Genomic DNA, 23,684 nt, shown 5'->3' on the forward strand with positions numbered 1-23,684 from the left:
GAGTAGGTTTAATAGTGACTATCGAAATTTTAAATACAAGGATTTTATCAGTACTGAGTATAGTACTGCTGGTTTCACAGTTTTCTATCTTTGCACAGTACGGATCAACAGGCACCATTGATACAAGGAGTATTGGTCTGGCAAGAACCTCAAATGCTATATCACAAGGAGTGTATTCAATCGGTATCAATCCTGCAAATCTTTCCATAGATCAAAAAAGTTTTATTGACTTTACTACCATATTGCCGTTACCTGCTGTTTCCTTAAACAGCGGAACAAACTTTTTAACACTTAATCAATTCAACTATTTTTTTGGCGGGGTAAACGGCGAACCGAGGATCCTCACTCAGGCAGATAAAGATAAATTCAATACCTTAATTGAAGATGGGGGATTAGTCTTTATGAATGCTTCAGTAAGCATCTTATCATTCAGTATTAATGTTAATGATGAAGTTGGCGCGTTTGCTTTTGCCATACAGGATATTGCCGGGGCTAAACTGTATTTACCATCTGGTGTTACTGACGTGGCGTTTAATGGAAATCCGGTCGGAAAAAGATTTAATCTAGATGATTCAAATGCAAAAGCATGGTGGATCAGAAACTATTCACTTTCTTATTCAAGGAATGTTGTTCATCCGATAACATCCACATTTGACAGGTTCACTGTCGGTACTTCAATAAAACTAATTCACGGCTATTCATATATCGGTACAGAAAGATTTGGTGCTAATTTTACTACCGGTTCCTCTCACGAAATATCGGGGTCTACTAATATTTTAGGCTATTCGGCTTTTTCTGATGATTTCGGAGTTAAGTATGATTTTGACTCAGTAAGCAGGAAAAGTTCATTTAGCCTGTTCCCATCACCTGCTGGTATTGGGTATGGATTCGATTTTGGTTTAGCCGCAACCAAGGATAATTGGCAATTCGCATTTGCGCTGACTGATCTCGGTCAAATTGTTTGGAATGAAAATACCGCTTCATTTACAACGTTTGGTGAAGTTTATTTCGATGATTTAAGTAATGATGCGCAGATGGATACTCTTGAAAATAGATTAACCGGAGAAAGTAATAAAATAAATGAATTTACAACGTCACTACCTTCGGCATTAAGACTAGGAGTTTCGTACAAATTTGAAAAAGATGCAGTGCCTGGTCAATTATTATTAGGCTTCGACTTTAACCAGGGATTTAATAATTTTCCCGGTAATACAAAATACCCACGGTTTGCGATAGGTGCTGAATGGAAGCCGATAGATTGGGTCCCATATATTCGTGCCGGTTTTTCCTACAGCTATGAATTTGGATTTAATATGGGAATGGGGATTGGAGTGGATATTAAAATTGTCGAGTTACATTTAGCAACATCGGAAGTGCAGACTTTAGTAACGCCTAACCATTCAAAACAGTTATCACTTTCTTTCGGATCACGCTGGAAAATTAATTAATTCTATCCTTTTGCTCTTACTATATTATAAATCGCTCCAGCTAAAAAAATAAAATTCGCAACCCATGCAGTTATGAACGGATCAAGTGCACCATTCTTTCCAAATGCCTGACTGATTTTCATAAATACAAGATATATAAACGTAACAAGAATATTTATTCCAACCTGTACAGCAATTCCGCCTTTCCGTTTGTTTGCAGAAATAGGTAATCCGAAAAGCACTACAACCAAACTGGCTGCCGGGAAAGCAAATCTTGAATGATATTCAATTAGCGTGCTGGTAGGATCATTACCTGCCCGCTTCTGATTGTTTACAAGTTCATTAAGCTCACTCAAATTCATCTCTTCAGGCTTTTGCTGTTTTTTAAGAAGATCATCTGGAGTGAAGTTTAAATCCTTAAGTGCAAGCGAATCAAAGTAAATATCTTTTTGTCCTGTTGAAATAAAATTTCGTTTAACACCTCTTACAGCAATCCATTCTACCTTTACTGAATCATAGATCATGCTCGTTGCGTCAATTCTGCTTTTCATTTTTGTAAGATCATCAGGTGAAAATTCCTGGATTGTTACCCGGGTTGCCTGGTTTGCATTATTGTCAAAGTACGAAATACCTATAATCCTTGTTCTGATATCCTGGAAAAAAATATTACTTCCGGCAAAAGTGAATCCGCGTTTCAGGTAATTACGTTCAATATTTATTTTTGTCTGATTTGCCATCGGAACAAGATAACCCGCAAAGTAAACTGAAATACAGCTAACGAGAATTGTTGCTGCAATAAACGGAGCCATAAATCGGTACAGACTTACTCCGCTTGCTTTTATTGCGGTCAGCTCACTCAGGTTTGCAGTTTTACCCGCTGTAAATAGTGCTGCAAACAGCACGCTTACAGGTGTTATAAGTTTTATTATTTCAGGAGTAAATACAAAATAATAATGTAGTATGACGGAACCGGGCACGCCCTGATCAATAAAGTCATCAAGATTTTCAATCGCATCGATGACGACAAATATTAGAGTGAATGCTAGTATTCCGAATAATATTGTCTGAACAAACTGACGGATGAGATACTTATCTAAAATTTTCATCTTGTTTTTCGGAATCAGGCATTCGCCAGGTTTTGGGAATCAATTTTTTAAAGAAGGTAAAGTTGATTGTAACTGTTTCTTTGTTTGTTTTATATGTTAGGATAATTCCGGCAATTCCGATAAGGATATTTGCGGACCACATACCCCAGAATGGTGAAAAGAAACCCCGCTCAGATAATTTTTCACCTCCGATTAAAAATGCCCAGTAAACAAGAAAGAAAAAAAGACTTATACTAGCGGCGACACCGAACCCGCCTTTTCGTACCATAATTCCAAGTGGTGCGCCAATCAAAACGAAAACAACACAAGCAACCGGTAATGCATATTTCTTATGAACTTCCACCATGTACTTATCCATCTCTGCCTGATTATACTCAACACGTTTTGCCTGTGATAGAATAAAATTCTTTGCCGTTCGTACTTTTTCAATCGCACGCAGATAAGTAAGATCAGTTTTATTTTTGTGCAGAACTGGAAAAGGATTGTTCATAATAGTACTGTCAGCAAAAAGATATTTTTGAACTTCTTTTGTCATGGAGCTGAGATACGATTGATGCAAAACGTCCAGACTGTCAACTATCGCAAGCATATGAGCTGAACTCAGTTCACGTTCACCTCTTGGACCACCGGGTGAGGATTGCTGAAATGAAAACTGGTCCGCATTCATAGTAATTCTATGTTTTTCAAATTCAAGTCTTCTGTACAGATGCGCCTGCTGTACATCACTTTCGTGTATTTCTCCGTTCTTCAGATCCATTATCAGTTTTGTCTGATCTTTGGAAAAAAATATTTTTCCCTGTTCCGCTGTAACAACTTTTAATTTCAGAGGCTCGGTGTAATCATAAATCGTAAGGTCACTAAGAATGTTTGTCTGCTCATCAATTTTTCTTGCAAGCATTGCATAATTGGAAACTTCCTGTGAAAAAAATCCCGGCTGAAGTGAGAGAGTCGGTTTTTTGTTTGAAATATCCTGCATAAGATATTTTAATCTGTGGTTCGCATCTGGAAGAACATCATTATTGAATAACAATAACAGGTAACCAAGTACTATACTTGCTGCAAAGGGAGGTATCATCATCCGGTAAAGTGATGTACCCGATGATTTCATTATTGTCACCTCGTTGTTTTGCGACATAGAACCAAACGCCATGAGCGATGCTACAAGCGCTGCCATTGGAATTACAAGTGCTACCATCCAGGCAAGACTGAATACTATCAATTGAATTACAACCCATGTGTCAAGTCCTTTCCCAACTAGCCTGTCTGCAAACTTCATTAAAAATTGCAAAAGGAAAATCAGGATGATTGTCACAGCGGAAAAAGTGAATGGAGCTATATGGGTTCTTAGAATGTACTTGTATAAAATCATGGATGAAATATAACCAAGGTATAAAAGTTTAACAAGGAACAGTTATTTCCGGTAATGTCCATAATTATTTTTGAAATTTATATACTACAATTCAGGATAGAGAATTAGAATTCAGACTTCTATACTCAAATAAAAATGAAAAAAGTAAATCTCTTATTTTCCGTATGTATTTATTATATTTGAACAAATGAAAAATAATAGTTGAATTATGATCCGATCCAAGGCGCTTCTGTTCTTCTTCACTTTTTTTATCTGCTTTGGCTGTAACTTTTTAAGCAGTTCAGACAAATTAAATTTCAAAAGAGATGCACACTTCCCCCGCTGGTTAAGTAACGACAGCTACAGAACAGATCAAACATCAGGAATTACATTTATCGGGTACAGTATGGATAAGTATCCTTCATTCCTGATTTGTGATGATATTGGTAAAATCAACAGGCTGGAAATAAAAGAAGACACGATATTCAACTTCTATCCTGTTCACTTCGACTCAAAACTCGATTCAATGTTTGCTATGTATCCCAAAATAGATTTTGAAGAAATTTTTATTGACAGGCATACAGGAAATATTTATTTATCGGTAGAAGGAAATGGTCCTGAGCCTGTTAAATACACATCAATATTTAAGCTGAATTTTAAAGACCAAAATGTATTTTCAGATTCCATTATTTCCATTGAAAAGCTTGATATTAAACCTTCAACAGATTTTTATCGATATGTAAAAAACAATCTTGGTTTTGAAGGTGCTGCTGCTGATGAAAAATATTTCTATTTTGGATTTGAAGGCTTTTATGAAAATGGAATATTTACTGACAGTACAGTTATTTATATTGTTGATAAAAATGATCTGAGCATTGTTAAGGAAATAAGTACACGTCCGTTAGGTATTCATACCATCTGCGGTCTGTATTCAGATGAAAATTATTCTTTGTATGGAGTTGACCGGAACAATAAAAATATTTTTCATATAAGTTTTGATGAGGAACTGGAAATCAGTAATTCGGTTTTAAGAACGGTAACCACAAATATTCCATCACATCCGGAATTTGATTATGTGGTTTCACTTGAATCAATCACCATCGATGATAAAGGCAATATTTTTCTTGTTGACGATCCGTGGAGAAATTTTTTCATACCGCCCGGCGAAGTACTTCAGAAAATTGATGAACGATCGGTTAAAAATTTTAAAGATTTCATTCCCGTTATTTATAAATTCAATCTCAATAATAATTAAGGAGAAAAAAATTGGAAGAAGTGATATCCTATATCAGGAACAATAAAGATTTATACATCGAGGAATTAAAAGATTTCCTAAGAATCCCCAGTATAAGTACACTTCCTGAAAATAAAACAGATATCAATAACGCAGCACAATTTGTTGCTGATAAACTTACATCGGCAGGAATGAACAGGGTAGAAGTTTTTCAAACGGAAGGACATCCGTTGGTTTACGGTGAATGGTTGGGTGCACCTGGTAAACCCACAGTATTAATTTACGGACATTATGATGTGCAGCCTGTTGACCCGATTGAGTTATGGGACAGCCCACCATTTGAACCCGTGATAAAAGATGGGAAAATTTTTGCTCGAGGCGCTACCGATGATAAGGGACAAATGTACATGCACATAAAAAGTGTCGAAGCATTTTTCAAAACTGCAGGTAGTCTTCCTCTCAACGTAAAATTTTTAATTGAAGGGGAAGAAGAAATCGGAAGCGGTAATCTTGAATCGTTCATTAATCTTAAAACTGATTTATTAAAATGTGATGCAGTACTCGTTTCAGATACATCGCTTTATGGACCAGGCATACCGACTTTAACTTATGGCTTACGCGGTTTAAGCTATATGGAAGTTGAAGTCACCGGACCAAATCGTGATCTTCACTCAGGTACATTTGGCGGGGCGGTAGCTAACCCGATTAATATTCTGGCTTCAATGATTACAAAACTTCAGGACAAAGATGGAAAAATTACCATCCCAGGTTTTTATAATGATGTTTTGAAACTGACGAAAAAAGAACGAGAGAATTTTAAAGCGCTGAAATTCTCTGAAAAGAAATTCGCAAAAGAACTTGGTGTCGCAGAACTAAAAGGTGAAAAAGGATTTACAACACTCGAGAGGATCTGGGCAAGACCAACGCTTGACTGTAATGGAATATTTGGAGGGTTCACCGGCAAAGGAGCTAAAACTGTACTGCCTGGAAAAGCCACAGCTAAAATCAGTATGCGTTTAGTCCCTAATCAAGAACCGAAAAAAATTGCAAAATTATTTACCAAGTATATACATCAGATCGCACCCAAATCCGTAAAGGTGAAGGTATCTGATTTACACGGTGGTTTACCCGCAATGACACCACTTGAAGACCCTGCAATTCTGGCTGCTTCAAAAGCTATATCAAAAGCATTCGGCAAGAAAACAGTTTTTATGCGTGAGGGAGGTTCTATCCCGATCATAACTGTATTCCAGAGGAAACTAAAAGCACCGGCAGTATTAATGGGACTTGGTTTGAATACCGAGAATCTTCACTCACCAAATGAGCACTTTGATCTTAATCATTACCAGCTTGGTATAATGAGCTCTGCTTATTTTCTGAAGGAATATTCTTTATAAACTAAAATTTATGGAGACAGCATTTTGTGCTGTCTCTACTATTTTAAATAACATTGAAAATGTTTAAAAGACTTAATTCTATTGTTAGGATAGGTTGCATAGCTTTACTGATTATTATTCAGTCATGCGGAAATGAAAATTCTGATAGTGGAAATCATGACGGGAATTTAAATGTCGCAAACCTACCTGATAAAGATGCTCAAATTCAAAGATATAATCTCAGCATAAAAAAAGAACAAGCACTTTCCAGGACTGTATGTGATACCATTGCACTCACCGAATATATCCTTGATACTTATCCACCAGGTACCTACCTGGTTGATTTGGACAAAACACTTACATACAACATTCCTTCATCTGCCGTTATTTACTCGGATAAATATATCTTTGCAGTTATTGCAAGTTCAAAACCGGGTGAACGCCTGATCGATACAAAAAATATTGTTGGATTTGATCAGAGTTATATTGATCTGGATAGTACAAAACTCGGTACTGCTTTTTTTTATTTGGTTTTATTTGAATGTGATAATGGAAAATTCAAAACAATCTGGGAAGCACCGGTACCATCTCACGGAGGGTTTAACACGCTCTCAATGGAAAAATGGAATTATCAAAATACACCATATATCCGGTTAAATTTTCATTATGCCCAGGGTGTCGGACACATTGATTACAATTATTTTCTTGTTAATGGTATTACATCAATGCCGCACCTGTTAATGACCTACAAAGGATTAAGATTTCAACGAACTATTACTAATGCGAATAATGATATCTATCCCGATTACTATGAATATGTGTTTTACGAATCAGACAAAAAAATCGCTGTGCATGACTCTGTTGTTTTTCTATGGAATATGAAAGATAGCCTTTACTTCAACCCGCGAAATCCGCATCAAACGCGGTCATATTAATTTTTTTTTGTATCTTTGCACATCAAAAATCTTCCGGTGAGTTTATTTCAGTTTAATTGTTGTATAGGTTCGTCGGGTAAAATTTATTTAATCAGAAGGAGTTATAATTGGTATTAAAAGTATGGAGATGGGATGACTGGTGTTGATGTAAATGTTAATCCACTTGTTGAGTATATAAATTCACTTGGATATAGTATTGAAAAACATAACGGTAACGGTACTGTAAAGACGTATACCTCTTTAGAATCTGAACTTGATTCGATTTATAACGGAGTCGGGCTGAGAAATATTTCCCATACAGGAATAATTGAACTCAAAGGCGCAGACACACTTGACTTTATACACAGGATAAGTACAAATGCTGTAAAAGATTTACCCAAAGAAGGTTTAACCAATACCGTTTTTGTAACTGAAAAGGGAAGGATAATTGATTTAGCCACAATTATGAATTTTGAAGGTCACCAGCTTCTGATATGTAGTGATACTTATAAGCTGAAGGTGTTAAGCTGGATTAATAAATACATCATAACAGATGATGTTAAAGCCAACGATGCGAATGGAAAATATACTTTGCTTGAATTGATAGGTCCACAGGCAGATTCAATTGTAACTCTCGTTTGCGGAAGTATAGTAAATAGTATTCCACCGGACTCATTCAAAATAATTAATACTGAAGGGATGTTGTTCTTTCTCCTTAAGATTAAAGAGAAAAATGGCTCTATAAAGTTCTGGATTATTGCCGATGCAAATAACGCACATAAGTTCACAAGGTATGTGTTTGAGAATAAAGGACCGTTTAATCTGAATCTTGTTGGTGAAGAATCTTATAATATTTATAGAATCGAACAAGGATTGCTTTCCGCTCCCGAAGAATTAAATGATAACTATAATCCATTGGAATCAGGGTTAAAGGAATATATCAGTTTTACAAAAGGATGTTTTATTGGTCAGGAAGTTATTGCACGTTTAGATACATACGATAAAGTTCAAAAGAATCTTTGTGGAATTGAGCTTGAAGAATTTCCCGGGATGACATCCGGAATCCTGCTTTATAATAATGAGGATAACGAAGCCGGAATAATTACGTCAGTCGTGGAATCAACCAGACTGAGAAAAATTATCGGACTGGCTTATATACATAAGTCTTTTTTAAGTGATGAGACAGAATTGTTCTGTAAAATGAATGCAGGCAAAAAAATAAAAATTAAATTAGCTTCTGTTCCATTTAAAAAATGAAAATTTATACCAAGACGGGAGATAATGGGGAAACAGGATTATTCGGCGGGGAAAGGGTTTCGAAAAATTCATCAAGAATAGAAGCGTATGGCACTGTTGATGAATTGAATTCGTTTATCGGTTTGGCAATAATTGAATGTAACTCTGCTGAAGTAAAAATTCTTTTACAAAAAATTCAGAATAAATTATTTGTATTGGGGTCGGATCTAGCTACACCTGATACAGAAAAAAATAAAAAACTTAACATAACAAGAGTAACACCTGAATTTGCCGCTGAAATTGAAAACGCAATTGATTATTATACAGCGCAACTTGACGAACTTAAAAATTTTATTCTACCTGGAGGCTCAAAAGGATCTTCATTACTTCAGGTTTGCAGGACAATTTGCAGAAGAGCTGAACGAAAAGTAGTTGCGATTAATGATGGTGTAAAAATCAGCTCTGAAGTAATAATTTATCTTAACAGGTTATCGGATTTATTTTTTGTTCTTTCACGTTTTGAAAACAAAGTCTCAAACATCCCTGATGTAATCTGGAATCCAAAGTTATAGATGAAATTTGGATTACGAGATTTTCAATTTCACCCTGGGGGTGAATTTTGGTTTCGACGGGGTTAAAGAGGCATTGAACTGCATACCGTGTTCTCCGTGTACACGTTAACAAAGCGGTACAAAACAATAACTGGCGAATATAACTACGCCTTAGCTGCTTAATTAAACATTAACAGCCGTTCTGTATAATTTCTCATACCGGGTTATATAAGAACGACGTTTAGGTATGATAGCAGATTCCATCGCTCTTATGGATGAAGCAAAATCTTTAATGAGCAGGCTTAAAGTGATCCTTGTCTGTCAGGTAGCTTTAAGTTAAAACAATAACAGACTAAGTATGTAGGCGTTCTTTGGATCTTAACTTCGGACCGGGGTTCGACTCCCCGCACCTCCACCCAGTATTTATCTTCCTTAACCGAGCTTTACTTTATTTTATAAAAACATTAGAAAATGCCTCGAAAGAGGCTTTTTTTGTTTATGTGATAGGCAAGTAAAGTAAAGCAAAATAAAGCAATTGTGTGTGAAATGTGTGTGAAATGTGTGTGAAATTTATTTTTGATTTATTATATTTCAGTAGTCGAACCCATGAAATAAATAAGGAGTAAGTTATGAACATACATTTTTACCTCGAACGGAAGAATCTTAAATCACAAGAGAAAACGATCTATGCTTATGTAAGATCACTCCATAAAACCAAAACTCTAATCCTTAACACAGGTCAGAAAATCAATCCTCTGAATTGGGATAAAGCATTTGAACGTGCGATAGAAAAAGGAAAAAACAAAAGCCCCGATTCAAGCGAACTGAATGATTTCTTAGATAGTTATAAAGAAGATGTTAAAAGATCAATTCGGGAGATTTTAAGAGAGAATCCATCGGCAGATTATGAGATGATAAAAGAATTTGTGTTAGAGAAATTTGGTAAAACTCAGCGTTCTCAACTTTCTTTTTTTGAATCATTAGATTTGTTTATTACCACAAGGAAAAAAGATTTGAGTTATGACTCAATAAGGAAATTCACGACCATAAAAAAACATTTGTTGGAATTTGAGTCGGTCGAAAGATTTAAAATTTCGTTTGATAAAATAGATTTGCTCTTTTATGATAAGTTGCTGAATTTTTTGCTCGGTGAAAAGAGAATGGTTAACAATTCTGCTTATAAAATTATTGGTCTTCTTAAAATATTTTTGAACTGGGCTTATGATAGAGGAATGAATAAAAAAAACGTTTTCAAAAAATTTAAAATTAAAGAAGATAAAGTAGATATAATCACTCTTTCGGCATTTGAGCTAACCAAACTATCAGACCTCAATCTAAAAAATAATCCAAGATTAAGTAGGGTGCGAGATCTGTTTTTATTTGGTTGTTTTACAGGAGGAAGATTTTCTGATCTAAATAGAATTGAATGGGAAGATATTAAAGATAATGTTTGGTATTTACGAGTTAAAAAAACAAGAGATGTAATTGAAATCCCGCTTCTTGATGAGGCATCCGAAATTATTGAGAAGTACAAATCAGAGTCCACTCCGTTGCCCAGAATTAGTAATCAAAAATTAAATCTATACCTTAAAGAGCTTTGTGAATTGGCGGAAATCAATGACCCGGTAAAAATAGTAAGATACCGGGGAAGTCAGGCTTTGAGAATTGAAGGTTATAAATATGAATTTGTCTCTGTACACACGGCAAGAAGGACATTCATAACGCAGTCTTTACTTAGGGGAATGAAAGCCGAAATTGTGATGAGTATTTCGGGGCATAAAAATTTTCGAACTTTTAAAAAATATCTTGATATAACCCGCAAGGATAAAACCGAAGAATTAAAGAAAGCTTGGGCAAGGCCTAATTTGAGTATTGTGAATTTTGGAGAACAATAATGGAAAATGAGATAAAGCTTAAAATATTAATGCAATGTGAACGAGGTCATATTTTGGATCCGGAAGAGGATTTTTTTGAATTAGGATTATTAAGAATGCATGGCTTAATTGATGATGATTTAAAGTTGACCTCCGCGGGAGAAAGAGTATTAGGGGATATGATCTGTACACAGATATCCGAGAATGGAACATCTATTCAGATTTAATAATTTTCAAAACTTTCAAAAGCAAATGAATAATCATCTCTACATCTGCTCCAAGTCCCTCATTTATCCTTAAAGTAATTCAAATTAATAAAAATCAGTCCATACCCATTGGCTTAAGCGACCGTACTCCTATTATAAATTATTTTTACGCCGCAATTTTGTAATAACGGAGTAAATAATGATCAAACTTCTTTTCTTTCTCTTGATTTGTAGTTCATTGCTTCTGCCACAAGAAATTATCAAAACCGGATTATTGATGGGTAGGGTAGTTGACGCTGAAAATAAACAACCATTACCCGGTGTAAATATCTATATAAGCGATCTTAACATAGGTACCTCAACTGATATTGATGGAAAATATTCGATTAAAGAGTTGCTGGTTGGCAGCCATTCTGTCAAGTATAGTTTTATAGGCTATGAATCATTCACTGCTGTTGATGTTATTATACGTTCGGACAGGATTACCTACCAGGATGCTGAATTATTTTCTACATCCATTGGGTTGGATTCGGTTATTGTAACTGATGGTTACTTTTCCAATCTGGATAATAAACCCGTAAGTACAATAGAATATTCTGCTGAAGAAATCCGCAGGGCTCCTGGAAGTGCAGGTGATATCAGTCGTATCCTATTCGGGCTTCCATCAATAGCCAAAACAAACGACGGAAAAAACAGTTTGATTGTCAGAGGAGGAAGTCCAGTAGAAAATTCTTTTTATGTGGACAATATCGAGATCAATAATATAAATCACTTTGCTACTCAGGGTTCGAGTGATGGTCTGTTCGGAATTCTTAATATTGATTTTGTGAAGAACGTAGTATTTAACGCCGGAGGTTTTTCTTCAATTTATGGTGACCGACTTTCTTCTGTTATGGAAATTACCTTACGCGAAGGGAACAGAAATGAATATGATGCACAGGCTAATCTGAATTTCGGTGGGATCAGCGGTCAGTATGAAGGTCCTATAAATGGGAACAAAGGTTCATTTATGATATCAGCCAATAAAAGTTTTCTGGATTTATTGATGAACACATTTGCCAAGGGATATCCTGCACCAGAATATGTGGATGTTCACACTAAGGTTGTTTATGATCTGTCAGATAAACATAAATTATCTTTCATAGATATTTATGCAAACGACATCTACAATGTATCGTATGATAAAGCATTCGAAAATGAATTTAATCGATTCGGCAGCACAAAATATCTGACCAACACAGCTGGTTTGAACTGGCTGTTCCTTTGGGATCATAGCGGTTATTCAAATACTTCAGTGTCCTCGACTATAAAAAAGCAGGAGGTCTATTTAAATCAGACCAAATCCAGCGATAGGTTTCTTTCAAACAACACAACTGAAAATTTAATTTCACTTAGAAATATCAATTACTTCAAACTAAATGAAAATCATAAATTTGATTTCGGATTGGAAGTAAAGGCTGATATTAACAATTTTAATTATACTTTTTTTCAGTACCGTGATGAATATGGTAACATTCAGAGCAGTTCGACAACAACCGGCAAACTAAATACTATCAGGGGAAGCGGATTTGCTACATATCATTTATCACCTATTTATAATTTTACTATTAGTCTCGGTGGAAGAATAGAATACTTTGACTATACAGATAAAGTTCTTTTTTCACCAAGGAATTCTATCACATATAAAATTGATCCACTTACATCTATCAGTGCTTCAGCAGGAATTTATTATCAAAATCTCCCGGCTCTTATACTCGCGCAAAGTAATGAGTTCAAAAAGCTATCAACTCCCAAAGCCTTTCATTATGTTCTTTCATTGAACAGGATGATCACCGAGGAAACACGCTTAACTCTTGAAGTTTATTTTAAGGAATACTCTGACCTCCCGGTTGATCCCTCTCAACCAAAAGATTTTCTTTTTGACCAGGTAGTGACTACAGGAATGTTTACCGGACATAGTAATCTGATCGATAACGGAAAAGCACTTTCAAAAGGAGTGGAGATAATTCTGCAGAAGAAACTTGCAAAGGACTACTACGGAATGATAAGTGCTTCATATTCATTGGCAAAATACAAAGATCTAAATGGAGTTTGGAGGAACAGGATATATGACAGCAGATTTAATTTTAATATTGAAGGAGGTTATAAGCCGGATAATGAATGGGAATTCAGTCTTAGATTTATTTATGCAGCCGGCGCACCATACACACCGTTTGATGAGATGCTTTCAAAACAATTTAATAAAGGTATCATTGATCTAAGCAGAATCAACAACAGCAGACTACCTGATTATCATTCACTAAACTTAAGAGTTGATAGGAGATTTTATTTTAACACTACCAACCTCGTTGTGTTTTTGAGTATCTGGAATGTTTACAACAGGGATAATGTATCTGCTTATGTATGGAACGAAGTAAAAAATGAAATTGAAAGGGAAATAGGCTGGAACACTATTCCTGTATTTGGAGTTGAGTATGAGTTCTAACTGTTCTTTGAACGTCGAAACACTGTTGGTGTTACCCCAGTAACTTTTTTGAATATATTGTTGAATGAAGACTTGGAATTAAATCCGGCTTCAAATGCTATTGAAAGGATAGACGAACCAGTAAGTTTTTTATCCATCAACATTTTTTTTACTTCTTCAACCCGGTAGAAATTTATGAAGTCATAAAATGATTTATTCAACTTTGTATTTATAACTTCAGAAAGATTGTGGGAGGAAATTCCGAGTTTGATTGAAAGGTCAGCCAATGAAAGATCACTATCTAAATATGGTTTATCCTTATCCATTAATTCGAGAAGACTTTCTGTGAACCTCTGTAAATCAGTATCCGTCAGCCCGGATTTTTTATATGAAGATATTTCTGATTCATTGGATGGTATCTCATCTTTTTCTTTTAGTTCCAATTCAGAAAAAACTTCCGGTTGTTTAAGGCTTCTGTAAGCAACGAAGTAAATTAAAACTGAGACAGCAGCGTAAATAAATTTGTATGCAATGTTCTCTGGTTTGTTTAAAACATCGATCAGAATAATCTGCACCAGTTCAAGAATCCAGATAAGAGCGATCCCGATAATAAGATATATGAGCCAGCCTAGTTTTAATTTCTCGATATCTGAAAAATTCTCCTTTAACCTATGATGATATTTTTTTATTTCCAGCAAACTGAAGAACAGGTATATAACGCCATAAACCGGAATGATAGTCCTCATAACTATTATAAAAAGACTTTTTTCTACATAAGGATCCATCACACTCAGTTTTGCTTCATCAGTAAAAATGAAATAGCCAATTATCCCGCTGAATAAAATCAACCCCGCAGGGATATAGTGGTATAAATATTTGATGGAAAAATTCTTTTTGTTTTCACTTATAAGGTGTGCATATAGATAAAGCGATGGACTGTAAATGAACGGAAGTGGTCCGCTAATACCAATGAAGAATGGATATTCCAGGTACAGATTTGTTACAGTATATAGTGCATAAAGAATATCAATTGAGTAAGCCAGAAGTGTTATGCCAAGCAGTCGGTTTACAACTACATTTTCATTTTTATTCAATAGAAAAAAAGCAAGCAGTAATCCCAGCGTACTTCCAGAGAAGAGAATATATTCTATGCTAATCATACTTGAAAAATAATTGGAATAAGTAAATCATCAAAGAGAGTTCTTAAATACCTTAATATCTCTTTGATTAAATTATATATCTTCGATTATTAGTCAGGCTTTCCTCACTCAATTTTTTTGTTGGTGTTATTACACATAGTTGGTTTAAAATAATTTCTGAACCTGTAGAAAATAAAAAATAGGGTCCACTAGGCAATAACCTCTAGTACAGCAGGTTGTTATAAAAATTTTATAGACTTATTCTTTTCTATTCAGTATTTTAAATCGTCACTATAATAAAGATGGGCATTGATGATTTTATTCCTGCAATTATACTCAGAAGTTTCCGGGAGACTTATATTTTAATCATATTTCTATAAAATCAATACAGGAATTTGATTGCTAACTCCAGAACAAAAGGCCAGAGAAAATATTGACAGCCAGCTTACTCAAGCAGGTTGGATTGTGCAGGATCTTAAAGACTTCAATCCTTCTGCCGGTTTGGGAATAGCTGTTCGTGAATATCCCACGGAATCTGGTTCTGCTGATTATATTCTATTCATAAATCGTAAACCAGTTGGTGTTATTGAAGCAAAAAAAGAAGGACATACACTAAGCCAGGTTCACGATCAGACATTAAGATATGCTTCTGATGAAATTAAATTTATTAGTAAAGTAAGCGAGCTTCCGTTTCAGTATGAATCCACCGGAGTGGAAACATTTTTTACTGATGCTCGCGATCCGCAGCCAAGACAAAGAGAAATATTTAACTTCCATAAACCTGAAACACTTAATGACTGGTTAAAGCAGGACGATACTCTTCGAACAAGATTAAGAAAATTTCCAACACTAGGTTCAAGCGGACTTAGAGTATGCCAGTTTAATGCAATTATAAACCTTGAAAATTCTTTTGCTCAAAATAAACCACGTGCACTTGTACAAATGGCTACGGGTGCCGGAAAAACTTTTTGTGCAATTACATCTGTTTATCGTTTGTTAAAATTTGCAAGAGCTAAGAAAATTCTATTCCTTGTTGATACAAGAAATCTTGGTAAGCAGGCTGAACAGGAATTCCAGGCATACAAACCGACAGATGATAAAAGACTTTTCACAGAACTCTATACAGTTCAAAGACTTCGTTCTAACTTTATTGATCCATCTGCACAGGTTTGTATAAGTACAATACAAAGAATGTACTCTATCCTAAAAGGTAAAGAACTTGATGAATCTCTTGAAGATGATTCGCCTTATGAATCCAAAACAATAGATAAACCTGTTGATGTTGCTTACACACTAAATATTCCGATTGAAACATTTGATTTTATAATTATTGATGAATGCCACCGTTCAATTTACAATTTGTGGAAACAGGTACTTGATTACTTTGATTGTTTTATGATCGGGCTTACTGCAACACCTGATAAACGTACATTTGCATTCTTTCACGAGAATATTGTAAGTGAATACACACTTAAGCAATCCATTACTGACAAAGTTAATGTTGGGTATGATGTTTACACAATTGAAACAGAAGTAACACAGCAGGGCGCAAAGATTAAAGCAAAGCAGTACGTAAATCTTAGAAATAAAACTACACGCAAAAAAGAATGGAAACAGCTTGACGATGAAGTTACCTACGCACCGACACAGCTTGACAGAGATATTGTAAATCCCAGCCAGATAAGAAATATTATCCGTGAATGTAAACGCGTAATGCAGGAAGAATTTTATCCAGAACGTGATGAAAACTACGAAGTACCTAAAACTCTTATATTTGCTAAGACAGACAGCCACGCAGAAGATATTGTTCATATTGTAAGAGAAGAGTTTGGTGAGGATAATGAATTCTGTAAAAAGATAACTTACAATGTTAAGAACGAAGATCCCGAATCAATTCTTCAGCAGTTCCGTACAAGCTACAACCCGCGTATTGCTGTTACTGTTGATATGATTGCAACAGGCACGGATGTAAAACCGATTGAGGTTCTTATCTTTATGCGTGATGTCCGTTCCCGTAATTACTTCCAGCAGATGATAGGCAGGGGAACAAGATCTTTCAGCAGGGATGAACTTGTTAAGGTTACACCAAGTGCAAAACTTAATAAAGAAAGATTTTACATTATTGATGCTGTTGGTGTTTTCAAATCTATTAAAGTTGATTATCCTGTTGTTGATAAGAAACCAACCGTTCCGCTAAAGGATTTGATGAAGATGGTTATTCTTCAGCCCGAAGAAGATGTGTTGTCTTCGCTTGCGGCACGACTTACAAAAATGGATAAGCAGATTTGTGAAGATGATAGAAAAAAGATTATAGAACTTACAGGCGGAAAAGATTTAACCCAAGTAGCTGTTAATCTTGCAAATGTCTATGATCCTGATGAAATAGATTTAAACGTAAGACAGATTTTCAATCTGGCCCCAGATGCTGAACCTACTGAATTACAAATCAACTCAACAATCGAACAATTGAGCAATACAGCAATTAAACCTTTTGATAACCCGAAGCTTAGAGAATTATTAGAAACAGTAAGGCAAAAAATTTACCAGGTAATTGATGAAACAAATCCCGATAGAATTATAAGAAGCGAGTTTGATACAACCGCAAAAGAAAATGCGGATGAGATAATTAACAACTTCCGCAAGTTTATTGATGATAACAAAGATGAGATAATCGCTCTTAAAATATTCTTTGCTCTTAAGACACTTCGTCATTCCGCTCTGACTAAAGGTCATCCTGAACTCACTATGGGTCATTCCGAACTTGTTTCGGAATCTCAGAAGCTGAAACGAGTTCCCCAAAGGGACGAGCAGCTTGACAACCGCAGTCTAACTTACACAATGATAAAAGAACTCCGCGATGCTTTGCTTTCTCCTCCTTACAACCTAACCATAGAGCAGGTATGGAATGCTTATGAAAGAGTTGAACCAAAAAAGGTAAAAAACAAAAGTACTGTTGGAATGTTAACCGATATTATTTCTCTTATAAGGTTTGAACTAGAAATTGATGAAACACTTGAACCATACAGTGAATTAGTGAATAGAAGATTTAAGGAATGGGTGTTTAAACGTAATGCCGGACCAAAACAATTTACCGAAGAACAAATGGACTGGCTAAGAATGATTAAGGACCACATTGTGTCTTCTGTAAGAATTGATAAAGATGATTTTGAACTTTCTCCATTTGTTGATGAGGGCGGACTTGGGAAGTTTTACCAATTGTTTGGTGGAGAGACGGAAAAAATCCTAATAGAAATAAATAAAGAGTTAGCTGCATAAATGAAGGATACAATTTTTATTAGTCATGCCAATCCAAAAGATAATGATTTTGCTCGGTGGATATCTTTGAAACTTATTAACCTTGGATTTAAAGTTTGGGCTGATGTTCTGAAACTTAAAGGAGGAAATTATACTTGGGGTGAAATAGAAAATGAAATTAGAAATAATACAATCAAATTTTTATTTATTACATCTCGTAATTCAAATCAAGCCGAAGGTTGCTTAAATGAATTGAGTGTCGCAGATGCAGTTAAAAGAAACACCAAAGACGATAAAAAATTTAAAGATTTTGTAATTCCGCTAAAGATTGATGAATTGCCACATTCAGAAATGAATATATTTATTAACAAGCTTTTTGCAATAGATTTTACTAAGAGTTGGGCAATCGGGCTACAGGACTTATTAGAAAAGTTAGAAGAAGATAAAGTACCTTTAAATAAGGAATATAGTCCTGATTTTGTTTCAAACTGGTGGAATACGGTTTACATTGGTGGAAGAAAAGTTAAACAACAGGAAGATGAATATTTATCTAATTGGTTTCGAATAATTGAATTCCCTGAGTTTATTAACTTCCATAAGTTTGGTCGATTTATTAATTCTAAAACAGACATTAAAAACTTCAAATATCCTGCAGTTGGCTTTTCAAACTATCTAGCAACGTTTGCTTATTGTTTTGATTTCATGGACGAATTACCTAAGAGTGCATTTTATAGTCCAAATGATACATTTATTATAAAAACTAAAGACGTTTTCAGCGATTCATTTCCATCAACTTTGATTCAAAAGAACGAGGCAAAAAATGTTTTAACTCAGTTGTTGAAATTAGCGTGGGAAAAGAAAATGAAGACACGGGGATTTTTAGAATACGTGTTGGCTAATAAAAAAAAATGTTACGCTTTAAAAAATAATTTCAATGAGACAAATCGCATTGGTAGGATAAAGTTAGTTGGAACATTTCGAGAAAGAACATGGCATTATGCATTAAGTTCCTTCCCAAAGTATTATCCAGAATTTGGTTTAGGAATTAAAGCTCATATTCTCTTTAGTAATGATGGCGAAATATTCATCAATAGTAAAAAAACACAACACTCATTACGGAGAAGAGTTGGTAAAAATTGGTGGAATTTTCATTGGCGTGAAAAATTATTAGCTATGATAGAATATTTATCTGAAGGAAATAGCACTATTTATTTCGAAGTTGGTTCTGAAGAAAAAATTTTAATATCTGCAGAGTCTTCAACTTTTTATAGTGCATATTCTTTTAATGAACCAGAAAAAGAAATAATCAATGTTGATGAAAATATAGATACAGATGAGATTTATGATGAATCAGATGAGGATGAAGAAGAAGACGACGACGATATCGAAAAAGGAATTGAAGATGAAAAAACGGATATGGAAAATGAAGAATGAGTAATTATAATCTTAAATACATTGATGAAACTAATCTCTTATTTGGTCATAACCAAAAACTGCCTGATCCGAGAGATGGCTTGACTTTGTTTGGACCCTTGGATACTAAAATTGCACCGTATGGAATTGCCACTGGAATTATCGGTACGAAAGAAGGAATAGAAAAATTCAAGAAATGGTTGATTTCAATTCAGAGACCTGTTTACAACAAAGATAATATATCACGCCCATTTTTTCCGGGCTTTGAAGCTGTTTTTAGTATTAAGTGGGAAGCAGACAAACTTTATGAGATTACAATAGATGAAAAAGAAATAAAGTCGAGACTTTATAATCAGGATAGACACTATGGAACTTATGATACAGTTAATTTATTTTCAGATAAAATTATTCGTGCTACAAAAGATGATGGCATTAGTGTTAATTTATGGGTGGTGGTCATTCCAGATGAAGTATATCAATTTTGCAGACCTGAATCTGTAATACCTATAGAATTAATAACTGAGGTAAAGAAATCATATTCGTCCTCATTAAAAAAATTTGCTCGGGAGGGATCCTTTTTTGAAGATATAAATCTGGAGGCACTTCCGTATAAATACGATATTAATTTTCATAATCAGCTTAAAGCTAGATTGCTTCCATATTCTATTCCAACTCAAGTTATTCGAGAAAGCACTCTCGCACCAGAATCATATCTAAACCATTTTGGGCAAATGAAAAGAAAGCTAGATAAAATTTATGGACACATAGCTTGGTCATTAACATCAGCTGCCTTTTATAAAAGCGGTGGAAGACCCTGGAAGTTAGGAGATATTCGTGATGGTGTTTGCTATATAGGACTTGCGTATAAGCAAGATGAGAAGTCTAAAGACAGTAGAAACGCTTGCTGTGCTGCTCAAATGTTCTTAGACTCTGGTGATGGAACTGTATTTAAAGGAGCAGTCGGTCCTTGGTATAATCCCAAAAGAGGAGTGTATCACTTAAAGAAAAAACAAGCAAGGGAAATTATTGAATTAGCTTTAAAAACTTATAGGTATGAGAATAATAGAATTGAACCAAACAGTAATAAAATACCAAATGAGATTTTCATACATGCCAAAAATAGTTTCAATCAAGAAGAATATGACGGTTTTTTAGAAGCAGTACCTACAGGGGTAGATGTTATTGGAATAACAATAAAAAAGACGGATACTCTCAAGCTTTATAGAAAACATAAATATCCAATATTACGTGGATTGACTTACATACAAAATGAACATTCAGCCTTCTTATGGACTCAAGGATTTGTACCAAGGTTGGAAACATCGCTTGCTTTAGAAGTTCCTAATTGTTTATCTATTAACATATCAAAAGGTAGAAAGGATATCGAAGTTGTTTGTAAAGATATCCTTGCATTAACAAAGCTTAACTATAATGCATGCATTTATGGAGATGGACTCCCTGTTACTTTAAGGTTTGCAGACAATGTAGGGGAAATATTAACTGCTGCGCCATTAGACGAATTGAAAGATTCTCCACCTTTAGCTTTTAGATATTACATCTGATGAAAACTATTTTACCCCCCAACTGGTCTTGGGTTAAACTTGGTGATGTTTCAAAAAGGATTCATTATGGGTACACAGCTTCAGCACAGGAAAAAACAGTTGGCCCAAAACTTTTAAGAATTACTGATATCCAAAATGGAAAGGTTGATTGGAGCGAAGTTCCCTTTTGCGAGATTACTAAGGAAGAAGTTGAAAAATATTTATTAAAAGAAAACGATATTGTTTTTGCAAGAACCGGTGCAACAGTAGGTAAAAGTTTTTTAATCAAGGGAAGAATTCCTAAATCCGTTTTTGCTTCATACTTAATCAGATTACAATTATTAGATAAGACTTTACCTGCATACATTTATCTATTTTTTCAATCAAACAATTACTGGTCACAAATAAAAAGTAATTCCGCTGGTATTGGACAACCCAATGTCAATGCTCAGAAACTCATTAATCTTTCTATCCCACTCCCACCACTCCCAGAGCAGAAAAAAATTGTTGAGAAGATAGAAGAACTCTTTAGCGGATTGGATAGCGGAGTTTCTTCTCTAAAAAAAGCAAAAGAACAAATTCGTTTGTATAGACAAAGTGTTTTAAGCGCTGCATTTTCTGGTAAGCTAACGCAAGAAGCAAGAGGTGAGCGCTTGAATGGCATTCAAGAGGCCGCCAAAGCAGCAGAACCAAGGGTTGGATATGGAAACAACTTGCCTGACGGTTGGAAATGGGTGAAGTTGGAAGAAGTAATTGATTCGATGCAGTATGGAACTTCTGATAAAGCGATTGGAAATGAAACAGGTATCCCGGTTTTACGTATGGGAAATATCCAGGATGGAAAACTTGATTTCACATCATTAAAATACTTTGATAAAAGTTTTACAGATTTAAATAAATATTTGTTAGATGATGGAGATGTTTTATTTAACAGGACCAACAGTGCTGAACTTGTGGGGAAATCCGCTATCTATAAAAAGCATCTCCCTAAATCTATTTTTGCTTCTTACTTGATTAGAGTTAAAGTAACCAAAAATATTTATTCACCAGACTTTCTAAATTATTATATAAACTCAACCTTTGGTCGAGATTTTATTAAGAGTGTAGTTTCTCAGAATGTCGGTCAAGCAAATGTCAATGGTACAAAGCTTAAGGGGATGTTAATCCCATTGTGCAGCTTAAATCAACAAACCCAAATCGTAGAAGAAATAGAAAAGCGTTTTTCAGAAGCAGATAATTTAGAAAAAGCGATTGATGAAAGTTTAGCAAAATCAGAAACGTTAAGACAATCAATACTTAAACAAGCGTTTGAAGGAAGATTGGTATAAATAAGTCCCGAACTTTAGTTCGGGGGTACATATAACGCATTTAATATTAATTCTATGGGGTAATTATGAACTGTTATTTATTTGCTCATTCTAAACCAGTACTAATACTATTGATTGTACTCTCACTTTTTATAAATGCTTGCGACTCTGATATAAACTCACCCAAAAACACATATGAAGTACTATTCGATTCAACATATTATGTTGGCGGTCAATGGTCGGAGGCTTCAGATATTCTTGAAGTATCATCGGGCGGTTTTATTATAGCCGGCAGAATCGGCGGTCAGGGTAATTCAGCAGCTCTCTTAAGAATTAATGATAATGGAAACCAGGTATGGAAAAATATTTATTCCGGTTCACGGCTTCAATCAGTAATTGAAACTAATGATAATGGTTTTGTAGCAGTGGGAAAATCAGAGACAGGGGCATATATTTTAAAGACTGATCAGCATGGAAATGTTGTGTGGGAACAAACAATAGATTTTTTCCCATACGTTGAGGATATAAGAAAAGTTATTCAAACTGCTGATGGTGATTTAATAGTTCCTATTAATTCTTACGAAGTTAATACAAACGCAAAACTTGTGAGACTTAGCAGCGGTGGTTCGATAAAGTGGACTAAGAATATTGAAGGGGTTAACCGTACATATATTTATGCGGTGTCTGAAGAACCGAGTGGTAATTTAAAACTTCTTGGGGGTTCAAACATTGATTCTGCTGCAACTGGCTGGTTATTGACTTTAGATCGGAATGGTACGGAACTAAACAGAAATTTAATTAATACAAATATCTCAGCTATTGGTTCAACCTGGCATGAATTGTCCACAATACGTAATAACACCGGCGGCTTTGCAGGTGTAGGATGGGAATTTTTTATTGTCACTGACAGTAGTGGAAACTTAAACTATAAAAATGCTATCCCGACTCCTTATGGTTATGATCAAATTAGATTATATTCTCTTTTTCAAAAAAATAATAATGAATATATCGCAGGAGGTTTCCTATCGGAATGGGTAAAAGACGATTCAACAAATGTTTGGAGTTCTCAAACATTTGGTGGGCTTTTCTTTCTCAATTCTGAAGGAGTACTTACCGGAAATATTGTACTTAATAAAAAATGTAATAACAACTCTGTTACATCTGTTATCGTATCCCGCGATAATTCTATTCTCGCTTCGGGATATTATAGCTCTTGCGATTCTACAAGAGTAGAGTTTTGGGTACAAAAAATAAGAATGCTTTAAGTTTTTATTGAACAATCAATTCTTAACA

The 23,684-nt window shown here is 34.8% G+C and carries 17 protein-coding genes and 1 other RNA gene; 15 read left to right on the top strand and 3 right to left on the bottom strand.

Annotated elements, in window-relative coordinates:
- Positions 1–14: 14 nt before the first annotated feature.
- Positions 15–1,448 (top strand): hypothetical protein, encoded by a 1,434-nt coding sequence (locus IPM56_02885; GenBank protein QQS36916.1) that lies wholly within the window; start codon positions 15–17, stop codon positions 1,446–1,448.
- 2 nt (positions 1,449–1,450) lie between these two features.
- On the opposite strand, the gene IPM56_02890 is transcribed toward IPM56_02885, so the two are convergent.
- Positions 1,451–2,533 (bottom strand): LptF/LptG family permease, encoded by a 1,083-nt coding sequence (locus IPM56_02890; GenBank protein ID QQS36917.1) that lies wholly within the window; start codon positions 2,531–2,533, stop codon positions 1,451–1,453.
- Entirely contained in the window at positions 2,517–3,902 is a 1,386-nt protein-coding gene (locus IPM56_02895) for an LptF/LptG family permease (GenBank protein ID QQS36918.1), read from the bottom strand. The genes IPM56_02890 and IPM56_02895 overlap by 17 nt, the downstream gene beginning before the upstream one ends.
- Positions 3,903–4,110: 208 nt before the next feature.
- Between IPM56_02895 and IPM56_02900 the strand changes: the two genes are divergently transcribed.
- The 9 genes from IPM56_02900 (at position 4,111) to IPM56_02940 (ending at position 13,757) form a co-directional block, all read left to right on the top strand.
- Entirely contained in the window at positions 4,111–5,136 is a 1,026-nt protein-coding gene (locus IPM56_02900; GenBank protein ID QQS36919.1) for a hypothetical protein, read from the top strand.
- Positions 5,137–5,147: 11 nt separating this feature from the next.
- The gene (locus tag IPM56_02905; protein ID QQS36920.1) at positions 5,148–6,512 is read left to right on the top strand and encodes a dipeptidase; all 1,365 of its coding nucleotides are present in this window, start codon (positions 5,148–5,150) and stop codon (positions 6,510–6,512) included.
- A gap of 59 nt (positions 6,513–6,571) precedes the next feature.
- The gene (locus IPM56_02910; GenBank protein QQS36921.1) at positions 6,572–7,426 is read left to right on the top strand and encodes a hypothetical protein; all 855 of its coding nucleotides are present in this window, start codon (positions 6,572–6,574) and stop codon (positions 7,424–7,426) included.
- Between the two features lie 132 nt (positions 7,427–7,558).
- Positions 7,559–8,662: an aminomethyl transferase family protein gene (locus IPM56_02915; protein QQS36922.1), complete on the top strand. Its 1,104-nt coding sequence runs from the start codon at positions 7,559–7,561 to the stop codon at positions 8,660–8,662.
- Complete coding sequence (locus tag IPM56_02920) at positions 8,659–9,213, top strand: cob(I)yrinic acid a,c-diamide adenosyltransferase (protein QQS36923.1); 555 nt, start codon at positions 8,659–8,661, stop codon at positions 9,211–9,213. The genes IPM56_02915 and IPM56_02920 overlap by 4 nt, the downstream gene beginning before the upstream one ends.
- Positions 9,214–9,249: 36 nt before the next feature.
- Positions 9,250–9,610, top strand: a transfer-messenger RNA (tmRNA) gene (gene ssrA / locus IPM56_02925).
- Between the two features lie 493 nt (positions 9,611–10,103).
- A complete protein-coding gene (locus IPM56_02930; GenBank protein ID QQS36924.1) occupies positions 10,104–11,087 on the top strand; it encodes a phage integrase SAM-like domain-containing protein in 984 nt (327 codons plus the stop codon).
- Complete coding sequence (locus tag IPM56_02935) at positions 11,087–11,293, top strand: hypothetical protein (protein ID QQS36925.1); 207 nt, start codon at positions 11,087–11,089, stop codon at positions 11,291–11,293. Before IPM56_02930 ends, IPM56_02935 begins: the two co-directional genes overlap by 1 nt.
- 178 nt (positions 11,294–11,471) lie before the next feature.
- Entirely contained in the window at positions 11,472–13,757 is a 2,286-nt protein-coding gene (locus IPM56_02940) for a TonB-dependent receptor (protein ID QQS36926.1), read from the top strand.
- Here the strand turns inward: IPM56_02940 and IPM56_02945 are convergent.
- Entirely contained in the window at positions 13,754–14,896 is a 1,143-nt protein-coding gene (locus IPM56_02945) for an AraC family transcriptional regulator (GenBank protein QQS36927.1), read from the bottom strand. The two genes, IPM56_02940 and IPM56_02945, sit on opposite strands and share 4 nt — an antisense overlap.
- A 378-nt stretch (positions 14,897–15,274) precedes the next feature.
- Between IPM56_02945 and IPM56_02950 the strand changes: the two genes are divergently transcribed.
- The 5 genes from IPM56_02950 (at position 15,275) to IPM56_02970 (ending at position 23,656) form a co-directional block, all read left to right on the top strand.
- Positions 15,275–18,151, top strand: coding sequence for a DEAD/DEAH box helicase family protein (locus tag IPM56_02950; protein ID QQS36928.1), 2,877 nt, complete (start codon positions 15,275–15,277; stop codon positions 18,149–18,151).
- Positions 18,152–19,564, top strand: coding sequence for a toll/interleukin-1 receptor domain-containing protein (locus IPM56_02955; protein ID QQS36929.1), 1,413 nt, complete (start codon positions 18,152–18,154; stop codon positions 19,562–19,564).
- Positions 19,561–21,105, top strand: a complete 1,545-nt coding sequence (locus IPM56_02960) for a hypothetical protein (protein QQS36930.1) — start codon at positions 19,561–19,563, stop codon at positions 21,103–21,105. Before IPM56_02955 ends, IPM56_02960 begins: the two co-directional genes overlap by 4 nt.
- Positions 21,105–22,412, top strand: a complete 1,308-nt coding sequence (locus tag IPM56_02965; GenBank protein ID QQS36931.1) for a restriction endonuclease subunit S — start codon at positions 21,105–21,107, stop codon at positions 22,410–22,412. The genes IPM56_02960 and IPM56_02965 overlap by 1 nt, the downstream gene beginning before the upstream one ends.
- 65 nt (positions 22,413–22,477) lie before the next feature.
- Entirely contained in the window at positions 22,478–23,656 is a 1,179-nt protein-coding gene (locus IPM56_02970; protein QQS36932.1) for a hypothetical protein, read from the top strand.
- The last annotated feature ends 28 nt before the right edge of the window (positions 23,657–23,684 follow it).

This window comes from Ignavibacteriales bacterium (genome assembly GCA_016700155.1).
Taxonomy (GTDB): domain Bacteria; phylum Bacteroidota; class Ignavibacteria; order Ignavibacteriales; family Ignavibacteriaceae.